A 20,647-nucleotide genomic window follows, 5' to 3' on the forward strand; every position below is an offset into this window, starting at 1 on the left:
GGGAAGACAAGGATGACGTACGGATGCGGGTGGGCGCGGCGAGGGCGGCCTGCCCGATTAGCGGGCGGCCTGCCTCATCAGTGGGCGGTCAGGTGCCGTGCGAAGAACCCGCGGACGATGTGGCGGATCCGCGGGATCGCGGCGCTCGGGTCGACGGTTCCGATCAGCGCAGCCCGCGTCCGTGCCGTCAGCAACCCCGCCGCCTGCAGTGGGGGAACCATCGCGGCGTAGTCGGTGAAGATCCAGTGGTTGGCACCGGCGATGCGCTCGGTGCGCGTCCACCGGCTCGACCGGGCGGTCAGGGCCGACCAGGACCGGTCGAGTTCGTGCCGTCGGGAGAACCCGTCGCTGCCGAGTAGGAGAAGCGGCTTCGCCACCCCGTCCGTCACGACCGGGAACGGCTCGGCGGTGCCGCCGGGCGCGGCGGGCGGGTGGTCCAGGTAGCCCTCCAGGTTGATGCCGGCGCGTACCTGCCGGTCCTCGTGCAGGACCTCGGCGGCGGCGCTGCCGCCGGCGGAGTGTCCGTACAGCCCGATGCGGCGCGGGTCGAGCGTGCCGGCGAGCCCGGCAGGCAGCGGCAGGTCGGCCGCGTGGCGCAGGCGGTCGACGACGAAGCGCAGGTCGGCGATCCGCGTGTCGATCAAGGTGCGCCAGAGGGGCGGCTGGTCCCGCGGATCGCCGCGCAGGACCGTCGGGCGCACCGAGTCCCTGCGGAACGGCGTGAGGACCGGGAACTCGACCGCGGCCGGGTCGCCGGGGTGGTCGACGAGGACGACGACGGCGCCGTGGCTGGCCAGGTCCTCGGCCAGGCAGGTGCCCAGTCCCCGCGGGTCGCCGCCACCGGGGCTGAACACCAGCACCGCGCGCCGGCCCGGCAGCACGGGTGCACCGGGGAAGGAGTGGGACGTGGTGGCGCTCCAGTCCACGCCCGCGCCGGGCAGTCGCAGGGGCGTGTGCGGGGCGATCCGCCCGAACAAGGCCGCGGCCTGCGGGGGCAGTTGCGGGGCCGGGGACAGGCCGGCGGCGGACCGGGCCGGATAGAGGACCGTCAGCATCAGTTCCCGTTCCGGGATCGAGGGCTCCCAGGGGTCGCGGCGGGAGGTGTCGACGAGGTGGACCGAGACGCACCCCACGGGGTGGCGGCCGGTCGGCGCGGGCAGGGTGAGGACGGCGTCGCCCGGGGGGATGCCCGGGGGGCCGTCCTGGGGGCCGTCCTGGGGACCGTCCGGGGACGCCCCGGTGGCCGGGAAACCGGTCCGGGACCCGGCGTGGGCGCGGGCGGCGCCGAACAGGAGAGCGGCGGAGCCCAGCAGCACGGACGTGGTGACGGTGCGCCGGTTCACGGCGAAGTCGCGGGTCATGCGGCACAGGCTGTCCCGCCCGGCCCAGCCCGCGCGAACCTTTAGGTTGAGGACTCAAGGATGGCCTCCCGGGCGCCGTCCGTGTCGACACGCGGGGGCATCGTGCTTCGGATCCACTTCACGCCGCAGGACTTCGCCAGGGTCCGCCTCGCGTCCCGCCCGGCGCCGCTCCAGGAACTCAACGTGGCGCTGGCGACGATGTGCCGCCGGGGCGACGACCTGCTCCACGGCGCGTGGCGGCGCCGGGCGCTGCGTGCGCTCCCGCAGGCGGCCCTGCCGCTCGCCGACCTCGTTCCGGCCGGCCTGGCGCCGGGATTCCTGGACGTGGTGGCGGACTCCCTCCCGGAAGCCCTGGACGAAGTGCGCGCGGCCCCCTCCGCGTTCGTCCGCGCCGAACTCGAGCGCGTCCACCGGCCCGTACGGACGCCGGTACCGGCGTGGATCGACGACCTCGCCCGGGGCGACGCCGAGGCGTGGCGGCTGATCCGCCGTGCGCAGCGTTCCGCGTTCGAGGTGCTGCTCGGGCCGGTCTGGGAGCAGGTGCAGGACCTGCACCACGCCGAGTTCGTGCGCCGGGCGGTCCAACTCGCCGAAGGCGTCGGCTCGGTGCTGACCGGGCTGCTGCCCGGAGCCCGCCTGCACGGCAGCGTCTGGGAGCTCCCGGGCCCGCCCGGGGACGTCCACCTCGACGGGCGCGGGCTCCTCCTCCTGCCGACCTTCCACCGGTCCGGTGGGCCGCTGCTGTCCGATCTGCCCGGCCGTCCCGCCGTGGTCACCTACCCGGCCGGCCCCGGCCTCCTCCTGCCGCGGCCCGACGGCCAGACCGGCCCGCGGACGCTGGGCAAGGTGATCGGGAACACCCGCGCCGAACTGCTGCGCCTCCTGGACGAGGAGCGCACCACGAGCGAGCTCGCCCGCCACCTCCACGTCAGCGCGGCCACGGTCTCCGCCCACACCGCGGCCCTGCGCGGCGCCGGCCTGATCTCCACCGAGCGCGCCGGCAAGGCCGTCCTGCACCGGCGCACCGCACTCGGCGGCCTGCTGCTGGGACAGGGCGCCTGACCGCGCCCTCCCGGTACTCCTGCGCCGCGGAGCTTCCGGCGACGGCCTGGCGCAGCCGTCAGGACGGTGCGATCATCCACCGATCGTTCCCGGTCCCTGACGGCGGCCGGACCGGACAGGGGAGTCGGACGTGCCCAGCACCGAACTGAGCCGCAGCTACGACATCGCGGCGACGCCCGCCGCCGTGCTCGCCCATCTGGCGGTCCCCGAGAACTACATCGGGCTCTCCCCGCTGCTCGTGGACGTGCGGGACGTGCGGCGCGAGGACGGGGTCACGCACTACGTGGCCGTCGAGCGCTTCCGGTTCCTCGGGCTGGTGCGGCACGACAACGTCATCCGGGTCAGCCTGCGCGCCGAGGACGCCCGGCTGCCGGACGAGGCGACGGTCAGCGGCGAGGTGGTCAGTCCCGGCGGTGTGCGGATGGACTACCGCTTCGCCGTCACCGCCCGAGGCGACGCCGGCTCCCTGGTCGTCGACCGACTGCGGCTGCACGCGCCGTTCGGCCTGCTCCGCTACGCGGCCGGGAAGACCGCAGCGGTGCAGGCCGAGCGCGGCCGGGTGCTGGCCCGGCGGCTGGGCGGCGGCCACTGAGGCGGGCGGTCCGGGCCGACCTCGCCTCGCCGGGTGGGTTCACGCCGCGACGGACATCGGGGCCACCTGGAGCCGGTACGTCGCCGGAGGCCACCAGTGCCGACCGGCCCCTGGGCGCGCCGGTGGGACCCGGGAGCCGGTTCTGACGGCCGGGGTGGTTGCGATGGCTCCCGGCCCTGTCAGGCCGGCCGGTTGTCCGTCGGCGTGGTGGGGGGACTGTCCGGATCGGGGGCGGGCAGTGGCCAGTTGGGGTGGGTGAGGTGGTGGCGCAGGGCGTCGAGCCGGGCGAGGTGGTGGTCGAGGGCGGCGTTGACGGTGCTCGTGGTGGCGGCCACTCGTGCTTCGAGGTCGTGGATCCGGTCCAGGAGGTCCTGCCAGCGCCTTTCGGCGGCGGTGGCAGGGTCAGGCGCGGCGTCGGTCGCTGTCATCGCGGAGCTGGGTGGTGTGGTGGGCGAGGGTGTCGAGGCGGGCGGCGAGGTCGCCTTGGCCGGCGCCGAGGTGGGGGCGGACGGCGGCGAGGGGCTCTATGAGGTCGGCGGGGTCGGTGGCGCCGAGGGCGGCGGTCAGGGCGGCCTGGGCGGGACGGGCGCCTGGGGCGAGTGCGGCCGTGGCGATCTGGGCGGCGAGGACCCGCAGCCCGGCGGCGTTGTCGTGGGCCCATGCGGTGACCGTCCGGTCGGCGGCCCGCCGGTCGCGGACGGCCTTGACCCGTTCCGCGCCAGTGCCGGACCGCGAAGCGTCGCCGGCGGCGGGCTTGAGGCGCAGGTAGCGGTTCTCGGCGGCCTGGCGGCTGGCGACGCCCATCGGGTGGGCGAGGTCGGCCCAGGTGGCGCCGGCCTCCCGGGCGCTCTCCACCAGGCCGGCTTCCCAGCCGGCGAGCTGGCCGCGCAGCTCGCGCAGCAGGACGAGTGCGGCCAGGGCCTGCTCGGGGCCACCGTGCTCGTCAGGGGTGGTCGGGGGCCGGGACGCGGGGTTCTGGGCGGTGCGGACGGCGTCGTCGATGGCGGCCAGCGCCGCCGCGGCTGCCAGGAACGAGACGGGCTCGACCGGCGGGGAAGCATCGGGGGCGGCTCTGCGGGACTTCTCACTCATGTAGTCACTCTATAGGCGACACGGCAGCTTGTCATCGGATGGATGACGCGCTAGAAAGGAGTCAGGTGAAGCGCACTGGCACCCAATCGATCAGTGGAGGTGTTTCGCAATGCTGCTGCGCACTGACCCGTTCCGCGAGCTGGACCGGCTGACCCAGCAGTTCCTCAACACGACCGGCACCTGGTCGCGTCCGACGCCGATGCCGCTGGACGCCTACCGGGTCGGCGACGAGTACGTGATCTGCTTCGACCTGCCGGGAGTGGACCCGGAGGCGATCGACATCGACGTCGAGCGGAACATGGTGACCGTCAAGGCCGAGCGCCGCCCGCGCCAGGAAGGCGAGGGCATCAAGTGGGAGCTGTCCGAGCGCCCGCTCGGCGTGTTCTCCCGCCAGGTCATGCTCTCCGACACCCTCGACCCCGCCGGGATCACCGCCGACTACGACGCCGGCGTGCTCACCCTGAAGATCCCGGTCGCGGAGAAGGCCAAGCCCCGCAAGATCGAGATCAGCCACAGCGGAAGCCGCAAGCAGATCCAGGCCTGACCGGCCCCGATGCCGTTCCGGTCGCCCCTGATCTCTCCCCCCTCGAGCGAAGGGGCGGCCGGAACACCCCTCGACCGCCGGGCCGGCCCCGCCCGGACCGGTGCGATGCCCGCCTGGTCCTGCGCGGGGCCGGGCGCTGCGTGGTGCGGCTGCTCAAGCTGACCGGTCTGCACCGGCGCCCGGCCGTCGAGCCTTGAGGTCGCCCGGGCACGCCGGGCCTTGGGACGGAGGAAGAACCGCGATGACGCTTCGATGGGAGGCGTTCCTGGAAGAGGTCCGGGAACGCGGCGAGTACGACAGCCCGCAGGAGGCCGACCGGGCCGCCCGGGTGGTCCTGGCCCTGCTCGGCGCCCACCTGGTCGGCGACGTGCGGGCGGAACTGGCCGCCCGACTGCCCGAGACCATGTCCCTGATCCTGCTCAACCCGCTGCAGGCCGCCGAGCCCCTCAGCACCGAGCGGTTCGTGCGCGCGACCGCGGCCTGGATCGAGGGCGCCACCGAGGCCACGGCCCTGTGGGACATCGGCGCCGTCCTGTCCACGGTGGCCGCCGCCGCCGGCGACGACCTCATGGACCAGGTCCTGCTCCAGCTGCCGCCCGGCTACGACCTGCTGTTCGGCCGCCCGACCGCAGGGACACGACCCTGACCCTGACCACCCCTCACGCGCCGCCGGCCCGCCCAGCGGCCAGCCCCTGGAAGGCTCCACGGTCATGACCCGCTACCGCCACCTCCTCCAGCAGGTCCGCAACCTCGGCCGCTACCCCACCGACGAGGAAGCCGAACGGGCCCTCGACGCCGTCCTGGCCCTCCTCGGCTCCCAGCTCACCGGCGACGAACGCTGCGACCTTGCCGCAGCCCTGCCCGAACGGGCCCGCGCCGTCCTCGCCGCCCAGATCCCCCTGCCCCATCCCGTCACCGCCCCCGCCTTCGTCGAAAGCCTCGCCCACACCCTGGGCACCAGCCTCACCGCCGCCCGCTGGGACGCCTCCTCCGTCCTGGCCGCCCTCACCACCCTCACCGACGACAACCTCACCGACCGCCTCCTCGCCCACCTGCCCCGCGGCTACGCCCTGCTGTTCGGCCGCGCGGACCTGGCCGCCGTCGCCTGAAACAGCGGGAGCGCTCCGCGCTGCCCTGGCAAGCATCGAACCGCACACCGGATGAGGCGAGGTGAGCGATGGACAGACCCCAGCGCTACGCGGTCACCCTGCCCGGCCCGCCCGGCCGGCACGGGCCGCCCGAGGTCGTCGTCGTCCATCTCACCGGCGCGTACGCCGCTGCCGGGGAACCGGTGTACGCCGATGAGGTGGGCACATTCCGGGTGGCGATCGAAGGAGATGTGGCCCGGCCGCTCACCGCGTTGCCGGGGCCCGGCCGCCATACCTGTCTTCACGCCGTGCCACTGCAACCACAACTGCAATCGTCAGACGACGAAGGGCCCGGCCGCAGAGCGGTCGGGCCCTTCTTTGCCTAGGCGGGCAGAGGCCGTCAGGCTTGCCCTCCCGAGGGTCGTCCGACGGCCCGTCAGGGGGCCGGCGGCCAGTGACGGCGGTCAGGAGCCCGGGGGGACCGTGCTCCACTGCTGGGAGCGGGCCCCGTCGTACATGCGCAGGGCGACGTCGCTGCCGAGGCGGAAGCCGGCGGTGAGGGCGAGGTCGGGGTGCGTCGCGGGGGAGATCCGGACCTTGCCCTGCCCCACGTTCCGTACGGACCACTGCTGGTTCATGTCGTTCCGGTCGCAGGGCCGGAGGGTGACGGAGCCGCGTGAGCCGTCCGGCGCGGTCAGGCAGGTGCCCGTCGCCTTGTTCTTGATGAGCTGTTTCCCGGCGATGGTGCTCAGGCTCCACTGCTGGCGGTCGTTGTTGCGTTCGGGAGTGGCCACGATGACCCGGCCGCCGCGCCCGGCCTCCAGGTTCCTGGCCGAGGCGTCGCCCCGCGGCCAGACCCGGAGCTGGTTCCAGTTGTCGGTCTGCTTGGACGGTTGTGTCGTCTGCTGCGGGGTCTGGGAGGCGGCCGTTCCGGTGGCCGCCAGTGCCAGTCCGGGCGTGCCGGCCAGCAGCACGGTGGTGATGGCCGCGGTCGCGATGCGCTTCGCAGGAGACATGGTTATCACTCTCATGTGTTTTCCCTTGTGGGGTGTCCGAGAGGCGTGCGGGTTCCTCGGCGGATGGCGCCGGAAGCCCTGCGGGTCCACGGGGTCCAGGGGTTTCCTGGGCCCGCCGGCCGTCGGGAGCGGCGCGGTGCGGTGCGGGCCTGCGCCCAGGGTGTCCGAGGGGGCGGTTCGGTCTGCACCCCGGCCGCCGGGCCTCCTGTGCCCGGTGGCGCTTCGTAGGCACCCCGACCAGGCTAGCCAGATGTCCGCCCGCTCGCAGCTTCGGGTAAAGGCGCAGGTCACAGCCGTGCGGGCGGGGTGGGCCGGGGCACTGTACGGCGAGTTGCGCGGCGGCGCACCTTCGGCGACCCGCGGGGCCCGGCTACAGGTGGGAGACGCGCGGCCGCCGCCCGGCGCGGTGCGCGGGCGGCGGCCGTGGAGCGGGCGGAGCGTCAGGAGCAGCTGTTGAAGGTCGCGCTGGTGTTGGCGATGTAGAGGGTGGCGCCGGCGGTGGGGTCGGAGCTGAGCGGGACGGTGACGGTGTCCTCGGCCGTCCACGGGATGCCGTGGGCGTCGAAGGTCCAGGTGCCGGTGACCTTGCGGGCGACCTTGGCGAGCGTCACCCAGCCGTACTCCTGGGGCGGGACGGTGACGGTCACGCTGTTGTTGACGCTCCTCGACCCGTGCCACTCGTTGGTGTAGTTCAGCGAGGAGCTGATCGTCCCGGTCAGGACGTTGCCGGGCGCGCCGGCGGAGATCTGGGTGCCCATGTCGCCGCCGATGGAGTTGGACCAGCCGCTCTCGTCGGTGACCGCGAAGGACTGCTGGACGGCGCTGCTGGTGTTGTTGAACCAGATCGCGGAGACGCAGGTGCGCGGCAGCGGCGCGGCCGGAGCCTCGCTCTTGGTGGCCCAGGAGCAGCTGGAGGGGTCCTTCTGGCACTGCTTGGCGCCGTGGTCGACGGCCAGGTTGCGGGCGGCGACCGGGAAGCCGGTGGCCCACTGCTGGTTGACGGTGCCGTTGCAGGCGTACTGGTCGGTCCAGGCGTCGTCGTAGTTGCCGCCGAGCAGCAGGTCCAGGCAGGTGTTGTCGCCGGCGTGGCGGATCATGAACACGTCCCCGCCGCCGGGCGCGGGCTGGAAGTACCAGCGCTGGCTGGCCTGCCCGGCGCAGGTCTGCTGGCGCAGCGCCGGGGTGAAGAAGGCCAGGTCGATGCACTTGCCGGTGTCGTTGTTGACGATGGCGAAGGTGGAGTCGGCGGTGTTGACGCTCAGCCGCCAGGACTGGTGGTAGCCGGGCGCCGAGTTGGTGACGATGTACACGCCGTCGCCCGTGTTGCCGTTCTGGACGTCGAGTTGGCGCCCGTTGCTGAGCGACTTGATGGTCAGGCACTGCTGGGGAGAGGAGCAGGCGGCGAGCGGGGCCGGCGCGGCGGCTTCGGCGGCGCGGGCGGGGGCGGCGGTCAGACCCAGGGCGGCGCAACAGGTGACCAGGAGGGCCGCGAACAGGCGCAGCCAGGTCGCGGTGCGGCCGGGTGTCGTGGTGGTGGGCAAGAGTGTTCCTTTCGTCGGGAGAGGAGAGAGGGAAGGGAGTCAGGGGCTCAGGGCGCGGCGGCGAAGGCCGCCTCCAGGCGCGGGACGTAGTCCGCGAGGTCCTGCGCCCAGCAGCCCGGGGTGTGGCCGCCGTGGCAGTCGGCGCCCCAGCCGGTGCCGTCGCCGTAGTCGACGTAGCGGTACGGCAGGCCGAGCGCGTCCAGGCGCTGCTTGAGGCGCTTGGCGGTGCCCTCGGCCCAGAACTCCATGTCGGCGGGGTTGTTGTTGCCGTTGCCGGTGTAGACGGCGATGCCGGTGTGGGCCAGCGTGGCCGCGCGCGCGACGGGGTCGGCGGCGTTCCAGCGCCAGTCGGCGTTGAAGACCGGGTACGGGGTGCCGAAGATCGCGTCGCTGGAGACGGTGGGGCCGAAGTCCAGGCCGCAGGGGTGGCCGTCGCTGGGGCCGCAGAGCACGGTGCCGACGTTGGTCAGGGTGGCGACCACGGCGCCGCGGATGATCATCTCGTCGGTGGAGAGGTCGTTGGCGCCGGACATGGTGAGGACCTGGCCGAACAGGTCGGGGCGGTCCTGGGCGTAGTGCAGGGCGCCGAAGCCGCCCATGGACAGCCCGCCGACGGCCCGGTGGGCGCGGTCGGTGCGGGTGCGCAGGTTGGCGTCGACGAAGGGGAGGACCTGGGTGAGGTGGAAGGTCTCCCAGTTCTGCGCGCCGGCGGCGGTGTTCTGGTCGAGCCAGTCGGTGTACCAGCCGCGCAGGCCGCCGTCCGGGATGACGGTGATCATCGACTGGGCGGCGGTCAGCGCGGGGTAGGCCAGCGCCGGGTCGCTCGGGTTGTCCGAGGCGCCGTGCAGGAAGTACAGCACCGGGTAGCGCTTGTCGGGCCGGGCGGCGTAGTCGGCGGGCAGCAGGATGCGGATGGTGTGCGGCCCGGCGACCTTCGGGGTGGTGACGGTGATGACGAAGTTGGTGGCGGTGCCGGTGGCGGAGCCGACCTGGGTCAGCCCGAAGCCGTCGGTCAGCGGCGGTGGCGCGTCGGCGTCGGAGGCCCCGGAGGCGTCGGCGCGCGCGGCGGGCGCTGGTGCGGCCCAGGCCGCGGGCGGCGCGGCGAGCGGGAGCAGGCAGGCGGCCAGGGCGGCGAGTGCCGCGCGGGCGCGCCGGAGCCGGGCAGGGGGCATGGGCGTCCTCGACCTTCAGCGACATACGGCGGTCTTCGGTGATCTGACTGATCGCCGACAACTCTTGCCAGTGGCCCCGCCCCGACGCCAGAGCCCCCGGCGGCGCACCTGGGCCACTGGCGCATGTGCGCCGCCGGTGCGGGTAGGCTCCCCGAACCCGTCCTGGACATGACATGGAGGCGGGACCGCGACAGCTGGGGGGCTTCGTGCACGACGTACTGGAACCGGACTCCGAACGCGGCCGCGTCTACCACGGCCTGGTCGGCCGGCCCCGCGCCCGCGTGCCCGAACTCGCGCGGGAGAGCGGCCTGGACGAGGACGCCGTCCTCGCCGTCCTGCGCGACCTCGCCGACGAGGGCGTGGCGGTGGCCTTCGACACCACCGACAGCGCCGACGACCGCGACCACGCCTGGGAGGCACTGCCGCCCGCCCGGGTGGTCGAAGCACTGCTCCAGCACGACGCGCTGCGCCAGGCCACCGCCCGCCGGGCCGGCGCCGAACTGGAGCGCCTCTACCGCTTCGCGCGGCGCGACACCGGCAGCTACGGCGCGCTGGAGGTCGTCGACGACCCGGTGGAGGTGCTGGCCGCCAGCCGCCGCCTCCAGCTGGCGGCCCGCCACCAGATACGGGTCATCGACGTGCCGCCGTACTCCGGCAGCCGCGCCCACTACCTCGACCAGGAGGTGCTGCAGCGCCGCCGGATGGCTGCGGGCGTCAACTACCGCGTGATCTACCAGGGTTGCGCGTTCCAGGACCCGGTGGTCGGGCCCAACATGGCGCGGATGATCGAGGCGGGCGAGCAGGCCCGCACCCTGGACGAGCCGCCGCTCAAGCTCGCCATCGGGGACGACGACCTGGCCATCGTCACCCTGCCCGCCGACGACGGACCGGGCGTGGTGTCGCTGCTGATCCGGCCCTCCGGACTGCTGAACGCCCTGGCGGCGGTGTTCGAGACGCTGTGGCGCCTGGCCGTGCCCGCGTCCATGGCGGAGGTGGATCTGCGGATCGACGAACGCGACCGGCGGATCCTGACGCTGATGGCGGGCGGTGCCACGGACGACGCCATCGCCCGCCGGCTGGGGCTGGGCCGGCGCACCGTGGTGCGACGGGTCTCCACCCTGCTGGCCCACCTGGGCGCCACCACCCGCTTCCAGGCGGGGGTGCAGGCGGCGCGGCGGGGGTGGCTCTGACCGGGGGAGTGCGACGTGCTGCTCGGCACGGTTCGGCGCGAGAAGTCGGATCGGCCGACTTCTCACGCGGGGTAGTGGTCGCGGCCGCCGTCGGAGTCCGGGCCGGATGGCTAGCGGGCCGTGTCCGCCCAGCTGATGCGGAGTTCGCGGTCGCCGAGGGGGAGGGAGAGGACGGGGGCGTCGGCGAGGTCGCGGATGATGTCGCGCCGGGCGCAGGGGCCGGTGAGGCGGCGCTCCAGGACGTGGTGCTGGAAGCGGGACATCGGCAGGTGGCAGACCGAGGCCCAGACCCGTTCGAGGGCATCGGCGTTGAGGGTGTGGACGGCGGGAGGACGGTGGCCCGGGATCTCCACGAGGACGTCGTGATCGGCCCTCACGCGGCCACCTCCGACCAGACGATCTTGCCCGTGTGCTCGCGCGGCGAGCAACCCGTGCGGGTGGACAGGGACTTGACGAGGTGGAGGCCACGCCCGGCCTCCCCGTCGAGCGTGAGGGCGCGCAGGACGGGCTCGCGGTCCCGTCGGGCGTCGTGCACCTCGATGCGCAGGCGGGCGGGATCGACATCGAGGGAGAGGTAGATGCGGTGGCCCGGCGGCGTGCCGTGGAGGAGGGCGTTGGTGACGAGCTCCGAGACGATCAGGAGCCCGGAGTCGAGGTACGGCTCCCCGTGGGGGTTGGCGGAGAGGAGCGCGGCGAGGAGGGATCGCCCCTCGCCGGGGGCCCGGCGGCTGCGCGGCAGCCAGGTGGTGGAGCAGTGGGAGGACATGGCGAAGTTGCCTTCCAGGAGCGAAGTTTGAAGCCATGCGGGGCCGGGCGAAGGCATGGGGATGCCCGGCGGTAGGCCACTCATGGTCACTCAGGCGACCCGAAGGACTACTCCCTGTAGATTGCCCTAGTGGGGCAATTGCATGCAACTGCTTCGCCCATGCAATTGCATGATCATGGGGCGCGACTGAGCCCTCGGGAGGGGTGGCAAACTATGCAAGGAAGCGAACAGCCAGGGAGTGTGACGCATGGGCAGTCCGACCGTGCTGCGGCGTAGGATCGGCGGTGAGCTTGGCAAGTTGCGCGCATCGCGCGAGCTGAACGCCAAGGACGTGGCAGCCGCGCTGGGTTGGTCCGCTTCGAAGCTGAGCCGGATCGAGAGCGGCCTGGTGCCACTTCAGGAGCGCGACGCCGCGAAGCTCCTGGCGCATTACGGCGTCACTTCAGCCGATGAGGTGAAGCACTTCCTCGGGTTGACACGCCAGAGTCGCCAGCAGGGCTGGTGGCATGCGTACGGCGATGCTCTGCCGGACTGGTTCCGCGCCTACGTGGGCTTCGAGTCGGACGCGGCAAGGATCGCAACCTACGAGTGCGAGTTGGTCCCAGGTCTCCTGCAGACCGAGGCCTATGCGCGACACGTGATCCGGGCCATGAATCCAACCGAATCCGCTGAAGAAGTCGAGCGGCGAGTCGCACTGCGGATGGAGCGCCAGCTGATTCTTGATCGCCATCAACCGCCACAACTCTGGGCGATCATTGGAGAGGCGGTCATAAGGCGGCCGGTCGGCGGCAGTCAGACCATGGCAGAGCAGTTGCACCAGCTCGCCGCGATGGCGGATGGGCGACCCAACATAACGATCCAGGTCCTGCCGTTCTCTGCCGGTGCACACGCGGCCATGGGCGCCTCGTTCTCCGTTCTCTCCTTCGACGACATCCCTGGCAGCGTGACCTACTCCGAGACCACCACCAGCAGCATCTACTCGGAGCGACCGCAGGAAATCGCTCGTCACGAGGAAGCGTTCCACCGCCTCATGGCGGCGTCGGTCCAGCCGGAGAAGTCCATCGCATGGTTGAAGAAGGTCGCAGAGGAGTACTCCCCGTGAAGCGGGATTCTCGCGCCGTCAAGTGGCGCAAAAGCACGTACAGTAACGGCCAGGGCAACTGCATTGAGATGGCCGATAGCCTCGCCAGTGTCGTCCCTGTCCGCGACAGCAAGGATCCCCAGGGACCGGTCTTGAGCTTCGCCCCGGAGGCGTGGCGGTCTTTCGTTGCCGGCATTCGGGCGGGCGACTTCTCGGGGACCAGCTGACCCAGTACCGTGGGCTGCCCCGCGCCTCGCGGGGCAGCCCATTACCGGCTGAGGGCTTCGGGAGGTCATCCGCGTGACAGCTGACCTGGCATGGCGCAAGAGCAGCTACAGCGGTGGCGAAGGCGGCGACTGCATTGAGGTCGCCAGCGGGCTTCTGGACTCCGTCGCCGTTCGCGACAGCAAGGACCCCCACGGACCGGCACTCGGCTTCGCCCCGGAGGCGTGGCGGTCCTTCGTCGCGGGCATTCAGGTGGGGGACTTTCCGGTCGGCGCCTGAAGCGCTTTTTCCGGGCGGCCTTGCGGAGCACGCGAGGCCGCCCGGCCGTTTCGGTGTGGAGCGGCTTGGCCTTGCAGCGGAGGCCGGGGCAAAAGCCCGGGCCTCCACGCCTCCGCGCGACTACTGTGCTGCTGGTACATCGTCCCGACCGACATGGGGCTGACTCGTGCTGACCGACGCGCACCCGCCGTAGGTACCTCTGGAGAGCCCAGAGGGCCCTACGGAGGCTCCTGATGTCCCGAACCGTCCGCACGAATCCCCGGCAACTCCGTGCCCAGGAAGGCGCACTGGAGTCCATGGCCCTGTACGACCTGCGCTACGCCCGCGCCGAACTGGGCCGGGCTGCCCGCGAAGGCCGTCGCCCTGCCCCGAAGAAGATGGTGCACCGGATCACCTTCCGGCTGTCGATGGCACTCGACTGCAGGACGGGCTCGTTCTCCGTCGAGATCGCCACGGCCGAGAGCCGGGCCCGGCTCCGAGGCCGACTCGACGCCCAGCGGATCCGTGGACTGCACCGTGCCGGCCACGACATCGACGGTGCGGACATTCCTCCGGTCCACCACCGCCACGGTGTGCTCTGGCACGCCTGGTAGGGACGAAGCGCCCAGGAACACTGCGCACTCGCGAGCGCGGAGAGCTTCTACGGCGGGGCGGCGAGAAGGCCTGCCCCACGGGACCGGCCGGCTTCCGGACCGCTCCCGGAGCGCTCTCGCCGGGCGGGCCCACCTGCCTTGGAGCGCACGCCCTCTTGCCTGAGAGTGCACGGCATCCACCCCTGGCGTCCGCCGCGGCGGGGAGTACTCACCGGTGCGGCAGACTGGCCGAATTCGGTCCTTTCGGGAGGGTGTGTGCTGCTGCTCGACCTCGACACGGTGTCTCCCCGTGAGCGCGTGGACGCTTTCCACCACGCGCTGACGGATTCGCTGGTGCCCAACGACGTTTTCCACGAGGAGCCGGAGACCGGCATCCACGCGTGCATGGAACTGTGGCAGGTCGGCGGCCTCGACCTCTTCGCCACCCGGAACTCGGGCTTCGAGGTGCGGCGGACGGCCCAGCACGTGCGCCACCACCGGAGCAGCCCCATCGTCTCGGTCTCGCTCCAGCCCGTGGGCGTCCACCGGGCCGAGGTCGCGGGCCGGCGGATGCTCCTCGGCGCCGACGACATCTGCGTCTTCCACGAGTTGTCGCCCCGGGTGTACGGCTGGTCCGGCGACGGCGCCTCCCAGGCGCTCATGTTCGACATGGACCGCCTCGGCGTGCCGGTCGAGGACGTGGTGCGGGCCTCCCAGCAGTTGCGTTCCAGCCCGCTCCACGGCCTGGTGCTGCAGCACCTGCGGGGCCTGTGGCACGATCCCGGCCGGCTGGAGGCCGATCCCGGCGCGCAGGCCCTGGGGTCGGCCACGACGGAACTCGTCCGCGCGCTGCTCCTGTCGGCCGCGCACGCCGAGGAGAGCGTCGAGGTCAGGTCGACGATGGACGACACCCTGCTGACGCGGGTCCTCGCCTACGCCCGCTCGCACCTCGCGGACCGCGACCTGACGCCGGAGCGGATCGCGGCCGAGCACGCCGTCTCGGTCCGCCGGCTCTACACCCTGCTCAGCGGGGCGGGCATCAGCCTGGAGCAGTGGCTGATCGAGGAGCGGCTCGGCAAGGCCCGGCGCATGCTGGCCTCCCAGCGCTACGACCGCCTGACCGTCGCCGCGGTCTCCGCCCGGTGCGGGTTCAGCAGCCCGAGCCACTTCAGCCGCCGCTTCCAGGCGGCCTGCGGGGTGTCCCCGAGCGAGTGGCGGCGGCTCGGCGGCGCCGTCCCCGTGGACGACCCCGAGTGACGTCACGTCCGCGCGGGCCCGAGTGACGCCACGTCCCCGCGGGCCCGAGTGACGCCACGTCCGCGCGGGCCCCGGCGACGTCACGCGTGCAGGGCGGTGTGCAGGGCGTCCGTGATCTGGATGCGCGCCGCCCCGGACGCCTCCGTGCCCCGCAGCCGGTCGAACAGCACGAACCCGTGGATCGTGCCGTGGTAGCGGGCCGACACCACCGGGACGTCCGCCTGCCGCAGCCGCGCCGCGTACGCCTCGCCCTCGTCCCGCAGGACGTCGGCCTCCGCGGTGATGACCAGCGCCGGCGGCAGCCCCACCAGGCTCTCCACGGGCGCGCGCAGCGGTGAGACGGCGCTCCGCGCGCGGTCCCGGGGGTCCGGCGCGTACTGCTGCCAGTACTCCCGCATGGCGGCGCGGCTCAGGAAGTACCCCTCGGCGAACTGGTGGTAGGAGGGGGTGTCCATCGCCGCGTCCGTCACCGGGCAGACCAGCACCTGGTGGCGCAGGCGCGGGCCGCCGCGTTCCCGCGCCAGGAGGGTGAGCGCGGCCGCGTGCTGGGCGCCCGCGCTGGCGCCGACCACCGCGATCCTGCTCCCGTCGAGCCGGCAGCCCGCGCCGTGCGCGGCGATCCACCGGGCCACGGCGTACGCCCGCTCGACGGCACCCGGGTGGCGGGCGTGCTCCGGTCCGTCGTACTCGGCCACCACCACGGCCGCGTCCGCCCCGAGCACCAGGTCCACCAGCAGCTGCTGGTGCGCGTGGGCGTCGGTCAGCATCCAGCCGAGCCCGTGCAGGTAGAGCACCACCGGCAGCGGCTCGCAGGCCCCCGCGGGACGCAGGATCCGCACCCGGATGCGTTCCCCGTCCCCGCGCCCTCCGTTCCCGCGCTGGCCGTCCCCGCCGGGCACGGCCAGCCACTCCTCCTCGACCTCGGGCTCCTCCCGGCCGCCGCCGTCCCACAGCGCCGCCATGCGCTCCCTCGGCGCGGGGCCGCCGGCCGGCGGGGGAGCCGGCCACGGGCAGGACTCGACGAAGGCACGCGTCTGCCGCCCGAGGACGGGCGCCACCCGGGGAACGTGGACGTCTTCGGGCACGAGTACTCCTCCTGGTTCACCGGTCGCTCATGACGGACCGGGGGATCAGCCTGGGGCAGTCGCGCACCGGATGCACGAGGGCCAGGGCAACCCCGCAGGCACGGGCAAGAGCCGTGCACCGTGGGGCATCGCGGCGGTGACACGGTGGTCCGGGGACGAGCGGGACCGGAAGCCGACCCGGGCACCAGTGCCGATCCCGGCGCGCGGGAAGCCGCCGGATCCCGACCCCGCCGGCCTCCGCCGGCCCCCGCGCCGCACCGGGACGACCACGAATGAGGACTGCCATGACCGAACAACGGCGGCGAGCCCCCCTCGGCAGTGCCGCGCTGCGACAGCTGATCGAGGAACTCGCGGAGTCGCTCGGCCGGTCCGTGGCCGTGACCGACCCCTCGGTCCGGGGCGTCTGCGCCAGCCGGCACTTCGGCGACGCGGACCGCGCCCGCGTCCACAGCCTCCTCCAGGGACGGGCGAGCGGCGACGTCTCCCGCCACTTCCTCGACCAAGGCGTCACCCGCTGGCCCCGGCCGGACTTCCTGCGGGGCCGGGACGACCTCGGACTGCAACCCCGCTACTGCGTACCGCTGCGCGAACGCGGCCACTTCCTCGGCCTGCTGATGGTCATCGCACCGGACGCCACCCTGACCCCGGAGGAGACCGAGACCATCGCCCGGGCCACGCCCGCCGTCATCGGCCAGCTGTACGCCGACCACCTCCTGGCCGACGCCGAGCAGGCCGGGGAACAGGAACTCCTGCTGTCGCTGCTGGACCCGGACCCCACCACCCGCGCCGATTCCCGCCACCGGATCCTGGACGACGGGCTGCTCCCGGACGCCCCCCACGCGGCGGTCAGCGTCGTGCAGGCGGCCCGCTGCCAGGCGTCGCCCGGGCAGGTGGCGGCCGCGCTCTCCGGCGCGCTGGACGGATTCCGGCGCACCCGGTCGGCCCACGGTGCCTTCGCGGTCACCCCGGACCGGGTCGTCCTGCTGCAACTCTCCGACCGGCCGCTGGAACCCGAAGCACTGCGGGAGCAGTCCCGGCACATCCTGGACGTCCTCGGCACCCGCCTGGACGCCGCGGCCGCTCCCGTCATCGGCATCGGCGGCCACCACAGCGGCCTCTCCTCCGCCCGGACCTCCTACCAACAGGCGCTCGTCGCGGTGCGCGCGGCACGCCGGATACCCGCCCTGAACGACATCGGCTCCTGGGAGGACCTCGGCGAACTCGCCGTGCTCCTGCAACTGCCCGACCGCGCCCTGAACACGTCACTGATCCCGAAGCCGCTGCGCACCCTGCTGGAATCCGGCGGAGGCCACCGCCTGGCGGAGACCCTGCGCTGCTTCCTCGACCACGCCGGATCGACGACCAGGACCGCCGACGCCCTGCGGATCCACCGCACCTCGCTGCACTACCGGCTGCGACAGATCCAGGAGATCACCGGGCTCGACCTGGACAGCGGAGCGGACCGCATGACCCTGCACCTGGGCCTGCGCGTCCGCGACCTCCTCCTCTCCCTCGGCACGGCCGACGAAACCGCCATCCCCGGCACCGACGACGGCGGCCACCGGGTCCGGACCACCGCGGCCGCCGCCACCACCGGCCGGGGCACCGCCACCGCCGCCCGGACACCTCCCGCCGCACCGCAGGACCAGGCGCGGCGCACGGCGAACGTCCACCCGGCACACCAGGTCCCGCCGCAGCGCACCCGCACCGCCCGCGAGCGCACCGCCCGGCCCGTCACGGCCGACGGCCACAGACGGGCCGAAGCCGCGTAGAACGTAAGTCCGTCGCTAGAACTCAAGTCCGTCAGCGGACCGTCAGGCACGATCGGGGCTAGCGCGCGAGCGTGTCGAACCAGCGCACGATCTGGGGCCCCGCCAGCTTGAACGACCCGTTGTGGTCGGCCTTTCCGTGGTCGACCACAGGGGCCGTCACACCGTTGCGGGCCAGATCGGCCGCGCAGCTGAGGGAGTTGGCGATCGGCACGTCGGTGTCGCCGGCCGCGCTGTGCAGTTGTACGGGCACGTCGGGCTTCCAGTCGCAGGTCCCGTCCTGCGCCTTGAGCGCGGCCAGCAGGCCGCCGTCCGGGTGCCGCAGCCGCTCGTAGAAGCCGTCGGTCAGCAGCTCCTTCACCGAGCCGGGCAGCTTCGTGACGATGTCCTCCTCGGTGTGCCGGGTGTCGAAGAGTTCCTCCACGTACCCCGCGTACGGCTGCCGGAAGGCCTCGGCCGGGTTGCCGTAGACGGGGTGCAGCCGGTTCTGCGCGGTGAGGAAGTACGACATGTAGAAGACACCGCTGATGTCGTTGACGCGGCCGTCGAGCAGGGCGGGGATCTCGGCGCCCCGAAGGTCGTACGGTCCGGCGACCGGCGCGAGCGCCCGCAGCCGGAAGTGCCGGTCCGCGCCCCGCGCCAGCTCGCGGCCCAGCGCCATGGCGACCTGGCCGCCCTGGGAGAACCCGGTGCCGTACACGTCTCCGGTGAGCGGGCTGCCGAGCGCACGCGCGGCGGTCCGGGAGGCCCGCAGCATGTCGAGCGAGGCGGAGACGGCGGAGGCGGTGTCCATGTACGGGTGGAGGCCGGGGCCCTTGCCGAGCCCGAGGTAGTCGGGTGCGGCGACGGCGCGGCCCGCGGCGGCGTGCAGATAGGGCGCGTACAGCCCGAAGTCCTTGGCGACGGACGGCGCGTAGTCGCGGTTGACCATCGTGCCGTGCGTGTCGGCCACCAGGTCGAGCCGGTGCTTGCCGTCCTTGGGGAGCACCAACAGGCCGGTGGCAGTGGTCGGTTCGCCCTGAGGCGTCAGGGTCCGGTACGTGAGGCGGTAGCCGCGCACACCGTGGCGCACGGTCGCCGGGTCGATGTCGGCGCCCTTGAGGAACGCGGCGACCTCGGCCTGGCTCAGGTCGGCGACGGGAGTGAGACCGAGCAGGGCCCCGCGCCCCGTGCTCTGCTGGGCCGGGCGGGGTTCGGACGCCGCGGCCGCCGGGGTGGCGACGAGGGCGGCGAGGACGACGGCGGTCGCGGCGGCCAGGGACCGGCGAACTCGCCTGCGCCGTACGGCCTGTCGGGAGTGGGTGCGGGTCGTGGTGTGGGTCATGACGACCACGCTACGGAGCCGTTGACCACCGGGACATCCGACGGTCCCCCCGGCCGGGGGTGCGGCCAGCCCCACCCCGGAACCAGGGAATCCCCCCGGGCGGAGGCGGAGGCGGAGGCGGAGGCGGGTCGGGCCGGCGTCCGGCTGTGTACTCCGCGGCCCATGAGCCGAACACCGAGCCCGCCCGCGGAGACGGAGCCCGTCGTGCCCGTACTCCTGGGCCGGGCAAGGGACTACCTCGGTACCGCGATCGCAGCAGCCCTCGCCATCTCGCTCCGAACCTGATCGCCCGGACACGCCCTACCGCTTCACCGGCAGGTCGCAGCCCTTGCGGTCGGCCGCGTACTGCTCGTCGCTGGGGACACCGTAGGCCCCCTCCAGGTAGCCCTGGACCAGGGCGACGCAGGCCGCCTCGGTGCCGGTCGGTATCGTGCCGGGGTCCTGGGCGACGGCGCTCCTGGCGCCGAAGGCGAGGGCGGCGCAGCCGCCGCCGGCGATGCTCGCGGCGGTGTCGCGGGCGTGGAGCCGGTCGAGGTAGGCGACTCCGTCGGCGCAGTCCAGCGGCATGTCGGCGGTGCCGAAGGTCATCGAGGCGATCATCCGGTCCACCTGCTGGTCCTGGGCCGCCGTCAGGTCCCCGTAGGTGGTGAGGCGGATGTGCGAGGCCGGCAGCCACCACACCCGGTGGGTGTGGGTGCGGGTGCCGTTGTAGTCGGGCAGCACGTCGGTACGGACGGTCCAGCTCTGGGCCTTGCGGCCGCCGATGGGCACCAGCGGGCCGGCTTCGGCGGCGGTGATCGTCTCCGGGGTGCCGCCGTCCTGCCCCGCCCACAGGACGCTGGAGTTCCTGAGGTCGGAGGGGAACATGCGGTCGGCGGTCTCGCTCGGGTCGAAGGCGATCAGCAGGCCCGTGAAGCCGGCGCCCGCGGGCTGGTAGCGGCCGAGCGTCACCCCCGCCCCGTTGGCCGGCACCTGCGGGCCGTCGTTGCGCGGGTCCCTGGTGACCTGCCAGTCGGCCGGGGCGGTGATGCCCATGCCGCCGAAGAGGCTCCGGGCGGTCTCGGTGGGCGTGGGTGTGGGTGTGGGTGTGGGCGTCGAACTCGCGGTCGGGGTCGGGGTGTTGACGGGGCTTGCGGTCGGGGTGGCGCGGTGCGTGGCGCTCGGGCCGCTCGGAGCCGGGCTGCCACCGGTGCCGGCCGCGACACGGGTGCCGCCGTCCCGGTCGGTGCCGCCGTTGTCCAGGGCGGCGAAGACCAGGCCGGCCGTGAGGGCGGTGAGCAGCACACCGCCGCCGACCGCGCGGACCGCCGTACCGGAGCGGCCGCCGGTGCCGCGGACGGCGCCGGCGGCGGGCGGGCGTCGCGTCGGATCGGCCGGAGGAGTGACCGTCGGAGCGGTCGGGGGAGCGGTCGGGGGAGGCGGTGGAGGAACGGGCCCGGGCGGCGGGAGGACCTTGGTGAGGTCGTGGTCGGCCGCGGGGACCTCCCAGCCGACGGGTGGCAGCGCGGCGATCGGCGGCAGTCCCGCGGCGGCCGTGTCCACGGCCCGGGTGAAGGCCACGGTGGGGAACACCTGGGTGCCGCTCGGCCCGTACACGGCGGCGACGGCCTCGGCCAGGCCGCCGGCGGTGG

24 protein-coding genes are annotated in these 20,647 nt (G+C 73.6%); 13 read left to right on the forward strand and 11 right to left on the reverse strand.

Going from position 1 to position 20,647, the window contains the following annotated elements; genetic code table 11:
- Window positions 1–77: 77 nt before the first annotated feature.
- Window positions 78–1,361, reverse strand: coding sequence for an alpha/beta hydrolase (locus tag ACFWP2_RS10560; RefSeq protein ID WP_380449974.1), 1,284 nt, complete (start codon window positions 1,359–1,361; stop codon window positions 78–80).
- Between the two features lie 81 nt (window positions 1,362–1,442).
- Here ACFWP2_RS10560 and ACFWP2_RS10565 point away from each other — a divergent pair, with 81 nt between their 5' ends.
- Window positions 1,443–2,423, forward strand: a complete 981-nt coding sequence (locus tag ACFWP2_RS10565; protein ID WP_380449975.1) for an ArsR/SmtB family transcription factor — start codon at window positions 1,443–1,445, stop codon at window positions 2,421–2,423.
- Between the two features lie 130 nt (window positions 2,424–2,553).
- Complete coding sequence (locus ACFWP2_RS10570) at window positions 2,554–3,015, forward strand: SRPBCC family protein (RefSeq protein WP_380449976.1); 462 nt, start codon at window positions 2,554–2,556, stop codon at window positions 3,013–3,015.
- A 179-nt stretch (window positions 3,016–3,194) separates the two neighbouring features.
- On the opposite strand, the gene ACFWP2_RS10575 is transcribed toward ACFWP2_RS10570, so the two are convergent.
- Window positions 3,195–3,443, reverse strand: coding sequence for a hypothetical protein (locus ACFWP2_RS10575; RefSeq protein WP_380449977.1), 249 nt, complete (start codon window positions 3,441–3,443; stop codon window positions 3,195–3,197).
- Window positions 3,418–4,107, reverse strand: coding sequence for a hypothetical protein (locus ACFWP2_RS10580; RefSeq protein ID WP_380449978.1), 690 nt, complete (start codon window positions 4,105–4,107; stop codon window positions 3,418–3,420). Before ACFWP2_RS10580 ends, ACFWP2_RS10575 begins: the two co-directional genes overlap by 26 nt.
- A gap of 109 nt (window positions 4,108–4,216) precedes the next feature.
- Between ACFWP2_RS10580 and ACFWP2_RS10585 the strand changes: the two genes are divergently transcribed.
- The 4 genes from ACFWP2_RS10585 to ACFWP2_RS10600 all read left to right on the forward strand — a co-directional run bounded on the left by ACFWP2_RS10585 (window position 4,217) and on the right by ACFWP2_RS10600 (window position 6,125).
- Complete coding sequence (locus tag ACFWP2_RS10585; RefSeq protein ID WP_380449979.1) at window positions 4,217–4,651, forward strand: Hsp20/alpha crystallin family protein; 435 nt, start codon at window positions 4,217–4,219, stop codon at window positions 4,649–4,651.
- Window positions 4,652–4,892: 241 nt separating this feature from the next.
- Window positions 4,893–5,297: a DUF2267 domain-containing protein gene (locus ACFWP2_RS10590; RefSeq protein WP_380449980.1), complete on the forward strand. Its 405-nt coding sequence runs from the start codon at window positions 4,893–4,895 to the stop codon at window positions 5,295–5,297.
- A gap of 64 nt (window positions 5,298–5,361) precedes the next feature.
- A complete protein-coding gene (locus tag ACFWP2_RS10595) occupies window positions 5,362–5,760 on the forward strand; it encodes a DUF2267 domain-containing protein (RefSeq protein ID WP_380449981.1) in 399 nt (132 codons plus the stop codon).
- A 68-nt stretch (window positions 5,761–5,828) separates the two neighbouring features.
- The gene (locus ACFWP2_RS10600; protein ID WP_380449982.1) at window positions 5,829–6,125 is read left to right on the forward strand and encodes a DUF6296 family protein; all 297 of its coding nucleotides are present in this window, start codon (window positions 5,829–5,831) and stop codon (window positions 6,123–6,125) included.
- 78 nt (window positions 6,126–6,203) lie between these two features.
- Here the strand turns inward: ACFWP2_RS10600 and ACFWP2_RS10605 are convergent, their stop codons facing one another.
- From ACFWP2_RS10605 to ACFWP2_RS10615, 3 genes are all read right to left on the reverse strand, one after another.
- Window positions 6,204–6,755 (reverse strand): RICIN domain-containing protein, encoded by a 552-nt coding sequence (locus tag ACFWP2_RS10605; protein WP_380449983.1) that lies wholly within the window; start codon window positions 6,753–6,755, stop codon window positions 6,204–6,206.
- Between the two features lie 440 nt (window positions 6,756–7,195).
- Complete coding sequence (locus tag ACFWP2_RS10610) at window positions 7,196–8,296, reverse strand: RICIN domain-containing protein (protein WP_380449984.1); 1,101 nt, start codon at window positions 8,294–8,296, stop codon at window positions 7,196–7,198.
- A 47-nt stretch (window positions 8,297–8,343) separates the two neighbouring features.
- A complete protein-coding gene (locus ACFWP2_RS10615) occupies window positions 8,344–9,468 on the reverse strand; it encodes an alpha/beta hydrolase (protein WP_380449985.1) in 1,125 nt (374 codons plus the stop codon).
- A gap of 206 nt (window positions 9,469–9,674) precedes the next feature.
- On the opposite strand from ACFWP2_RS10615, the gene ACFWP2_RS10620 reads away from it, so the two are divergent.
- Window positions 9,675–10,658, forward strand: coding sequence for a hypothetical protein (locus ACFWP2_RS10620; RefSeq protein WP_380449986.1), 984 nt, complete (start codon window positions 9,675–9,677; stop codon window positions 10,656–10,658).
- Window positions 10,659–10,768: 110 nt separating this feature from the next.
- Here ACFWP2_RS10620 and ACFWP2_RS10625 read toward each other — a convergent pair whose 3' ends face one another.
- Complete coding sequence (locus ACFWP2_RS10625) at window positions 10,769–11,035, reverse strand: hypothetical protein (protein ID WP_380449987.1); 267 nt, start codon at window positions 11,033–11,035, stop codon at window positions 10,769–10,771.
- On the reverse strand, window positions 11,032–11,424 hold the full coding sequence (locus ACFWP2_RS10630; RefSeq protein ID WP_380449988.1) for an ATP-binding protein: 393 nt from the start codon (window positions 11,422–11,424) through the stop codon (window positions 11,032–11,034). Before ACFWP2_RS10630 ends, ACFWP2_RS10625 begins: the two co-directional genes overlap by 4 nt.
- 247 nt (window positions 11,425–11,671) lie before the next feature.
- On the opposite strand from ACFWP2_RS10630, the gene ACFWP2_RS10635 reads away from it, so the two are divergent.
- The 5 genes from ACFWP2_RS10635 (at window position 11,672) to ACFWP2_RS10655 (ending at window position 14,838) form a co-directional block, all read left to right on the forward strand.
- A complete protein-coding gene (locus tag ACFWP2_RS10635) occupies window positions 11,672–12,526 on the forward strand; it encodes a helix-turn-helix domain-containing protein (RefSeq protein ID WP_380449989.1) in 855 nt (284 codons plus the stop codon).
- Entirely contained in the window at window positions 12,490–12,732 is a 243-nt protein-coding gene (locus ACFWP2_RS10640; RefSeq protein WP_380449990.1) for a DUF397 domain-containing protein, read from the forward strand. Before ACFWP2_RS10635 ends, ACFWP2_RS10640 begins: the two co-directional genes overlap by 37 nt.
- Window positions 12,733–12,805: 73 nt before the next feature.
- Window positions 12,806–13,009 (forward strand): DUF397 domain-containing protein, encoded by a 204-nt coding sequence (locus ACFWP2_RS10645; protein WP_380449991.1) that lies wholly within the window; start codon window positions 12,806–12,808, stop codon window positions 13,007–13,009.
- 233 nt (window positions 13,010–13,242) lie between these two features.
- Window positions 13,243–13,602: a hypothetical protein gene (locus ACFWP2_RS10650; protein ID WP_380449992.1), complete on the forward strand. Its 360-nt coding sequence runs from the start codon at window positions 13,243–13,245 to the stop codon at window positions 13,600–13,602.
- A 255-nt stretch (window positions 13,603–13,857) separates the two neighbouring features.
- Window positions 13,858–14,838, forward strand: a complete 981-nt coding sequence (locus ACFWP2_RS10655) for an AraC family transcriptional regulator (protein WP_380449993.1) — start codon at window positions 13,858–13,860, stop codon at window positions 14,836–14,838.
- A gap of 80 nt (window positions 14,839–14,918) precedes the next feature.
- Here ACFWP2_RS10655 and ACFWP2_RS10660 read toward each other — a convergent pair whose 3' ends face one another.
- The gene (locus tag ACFWP2_RS10660) at window positions 14,919–15,923 is read right to left on the reverse strand and encodes an alpha/beta hydrolase (protein ID WP_380449994.1); all 1,005 of its coding nucleotides are present in this window, start codon (window positions 15,921–15,923) and stop codon (window positions 14,919–14,921) included.
- Window positions 15,924–16,207: 284 nt separating this feature from the next.
- Here ACFWP2_RS10660 and ACFWP2_RS10665 point away from each other — a divergent pair, with 284 nt between their 5' ends.
- Entirely contained in the window at window positions 16,208–17,695 is a 1,488-nt protein-coding gene (locus tag ACFWP2_RS10665; protein ID WP_380449995.1) for a PucR family transcriptional regulator, read from the forward strand.
- 58 nt (window positions 17,696–17,753) lie between these two features.
- On the opposite strand, the gene ACFWP2_RS10670 is transcribed toward ACFWP2_RS10665, so the two are convergent.
- A complete protein-coding gene (locus tag ACFWP2_RS10670) occupies window positions 17,754–19,016 on the reverse strand; it encodes an alpha/beta hydrolase (protein WP_380449996.1) in 1,263 nt (420 codons plus the stop codon).
- Window positions 19,017–19,316: 300 nt separating this feature from the next.
- Entirely contained in the window at window positions 19,317–20,612 is a 1,296-nt protein-coding gene (locus ACFWP2_RS10675) for a hypothetical protein (protein ID WP_380449997.1), read from the reverse strand.
- Between the last annotated feature and the right edge of the window lie 35 nt (window positions 20,613–20,647).

Source organism: Kitasatospora sp. NPDC058444 (assembly GCF_042721415.1).
Taxonomy (GTDB): Bacteria; Actinomycetota; Actinomycetes; order Streptomycetales; family Streptomycetaceae; genus Kitasatospora.

What these genes read in the sequence shown, in the direction of transcription:
- ACFWP2_RS10560 (WP_380449974.1), bottom strand. Translation starts at nt 1,361, where the DNA reads ATGACCCGCGACTTCGCCGTGAACCGGCGCACCGTCACCACGTCCGTG.
- ACFWP2_RS10575 (WP_380449977.1), bottom strand. Translation starts at nt 3,443, where the DNA reads ATGACAGCGACCGACGCCGCGCCTGACCCTGCCACCGCCGCCGAAAGG.
- ACFWP2_RS10580 (WP_380449978.1), bottom strand. Translation starts at nt 4,107, where the DNA reads ATGAGTGAGAAGTCCCGCAGAGCCGCCCCCGATGCTTCCCCGCCGGTC.
- ACFWP2_RS10585 (WP_380449979.1), top strand. Translation starts at nt 4,217, where the DNA reads ATGCTGCTGCGCACTGACCCGTTCCGCGAGCTGGACCGGCTGACCCAG.
- ACFWP2_RS10590 (WP_380449980.1), top strand. Translation starts at nt 4,893, where the DNA reads ATGACGCTTCGATGGGAGGCGTTCCTGGAAGAGGTCCGGGAACGCGGC.
- ACFWP2_RS10595 (WP_380449981.1), top strand. Translation starts at nt 5,362, where the DNA reads ATGACCCGCTACCGCCACCTCCTCCAGCAGGTCCGCAACCTCGGCCGC.
- ACFWP2_RS10600 (WP_380449982.1), top strand. Translation starts at nt 5,829, where the DNA reads ATGGACAGACCCCAGCGCTACGCGGTCACCCTGCCCGGCCCGCCCGGC.
- ACFWP2_RS10605 (WP_380449983.1), bottom strand. Translation starts at nt 6,755, where the DNA reads ATGTCTCCTGCGAAGCGCATCGCGACCGCGGCCATCACCACCGTGCTG.
- ACFWP2_RS10615 (WP_380449985.1), bottom strand. Translation starts at nt 9,468, where the DNA reads ATGCCCCCTGCCCGGCTCCGGCGCGCCCGCGCGGCACTCGCCGCCCTG.
- ACFWP2_RS10630 (WP_380449988.1), bottom strand. Translation starts at nt 11,424, where the DNA reads ATGTCCTCCCACTGCTCCACCACCTGGCTGCCGCGCAGCCGCCGGGCC.
- ACFWP2_RS10635 (WP_380449989.1), top strand. Translation starts at nt 11,672, where the DNA reads ATGGGCAGTCCGACCGTGCTGCGGCGTAGGATCGGCGGTGAGCTTGGC.
- ACFWP2_RS10640 (WP_380449990.1), top strand. Translation starts at nt 12,490, where the DNA reads ATGGTTGAAGAAGGTCGCAGAGGAGTACTCCCCGTGAAGCGGGATTCT.
- ACFWP2_RS10650 (WP_380449992.1), top strand. Translation starts at nt 13,243, where the DNA reads ATGTCCCGAACCGTCCGCACGAATCCCCGGCAACTCCGTGCCCAGGAA.
- ACFWP2_RS10665 (WP_380449995.1), top strand. Translation starts at nt 16,208, where the DNA reads ATGACCGAACAACGGCGGCGAGCCCCCCTCGGCAGTGCCGCGCTGCGA.
- ACFWP2_RS10670 (WP_380449996.1), bottom strand. Translation starts at nt 19,016, where the DNA reads ATGACCCACACCACGACCCGCACCCACTCCCGACAGGCCGTACGGCGC.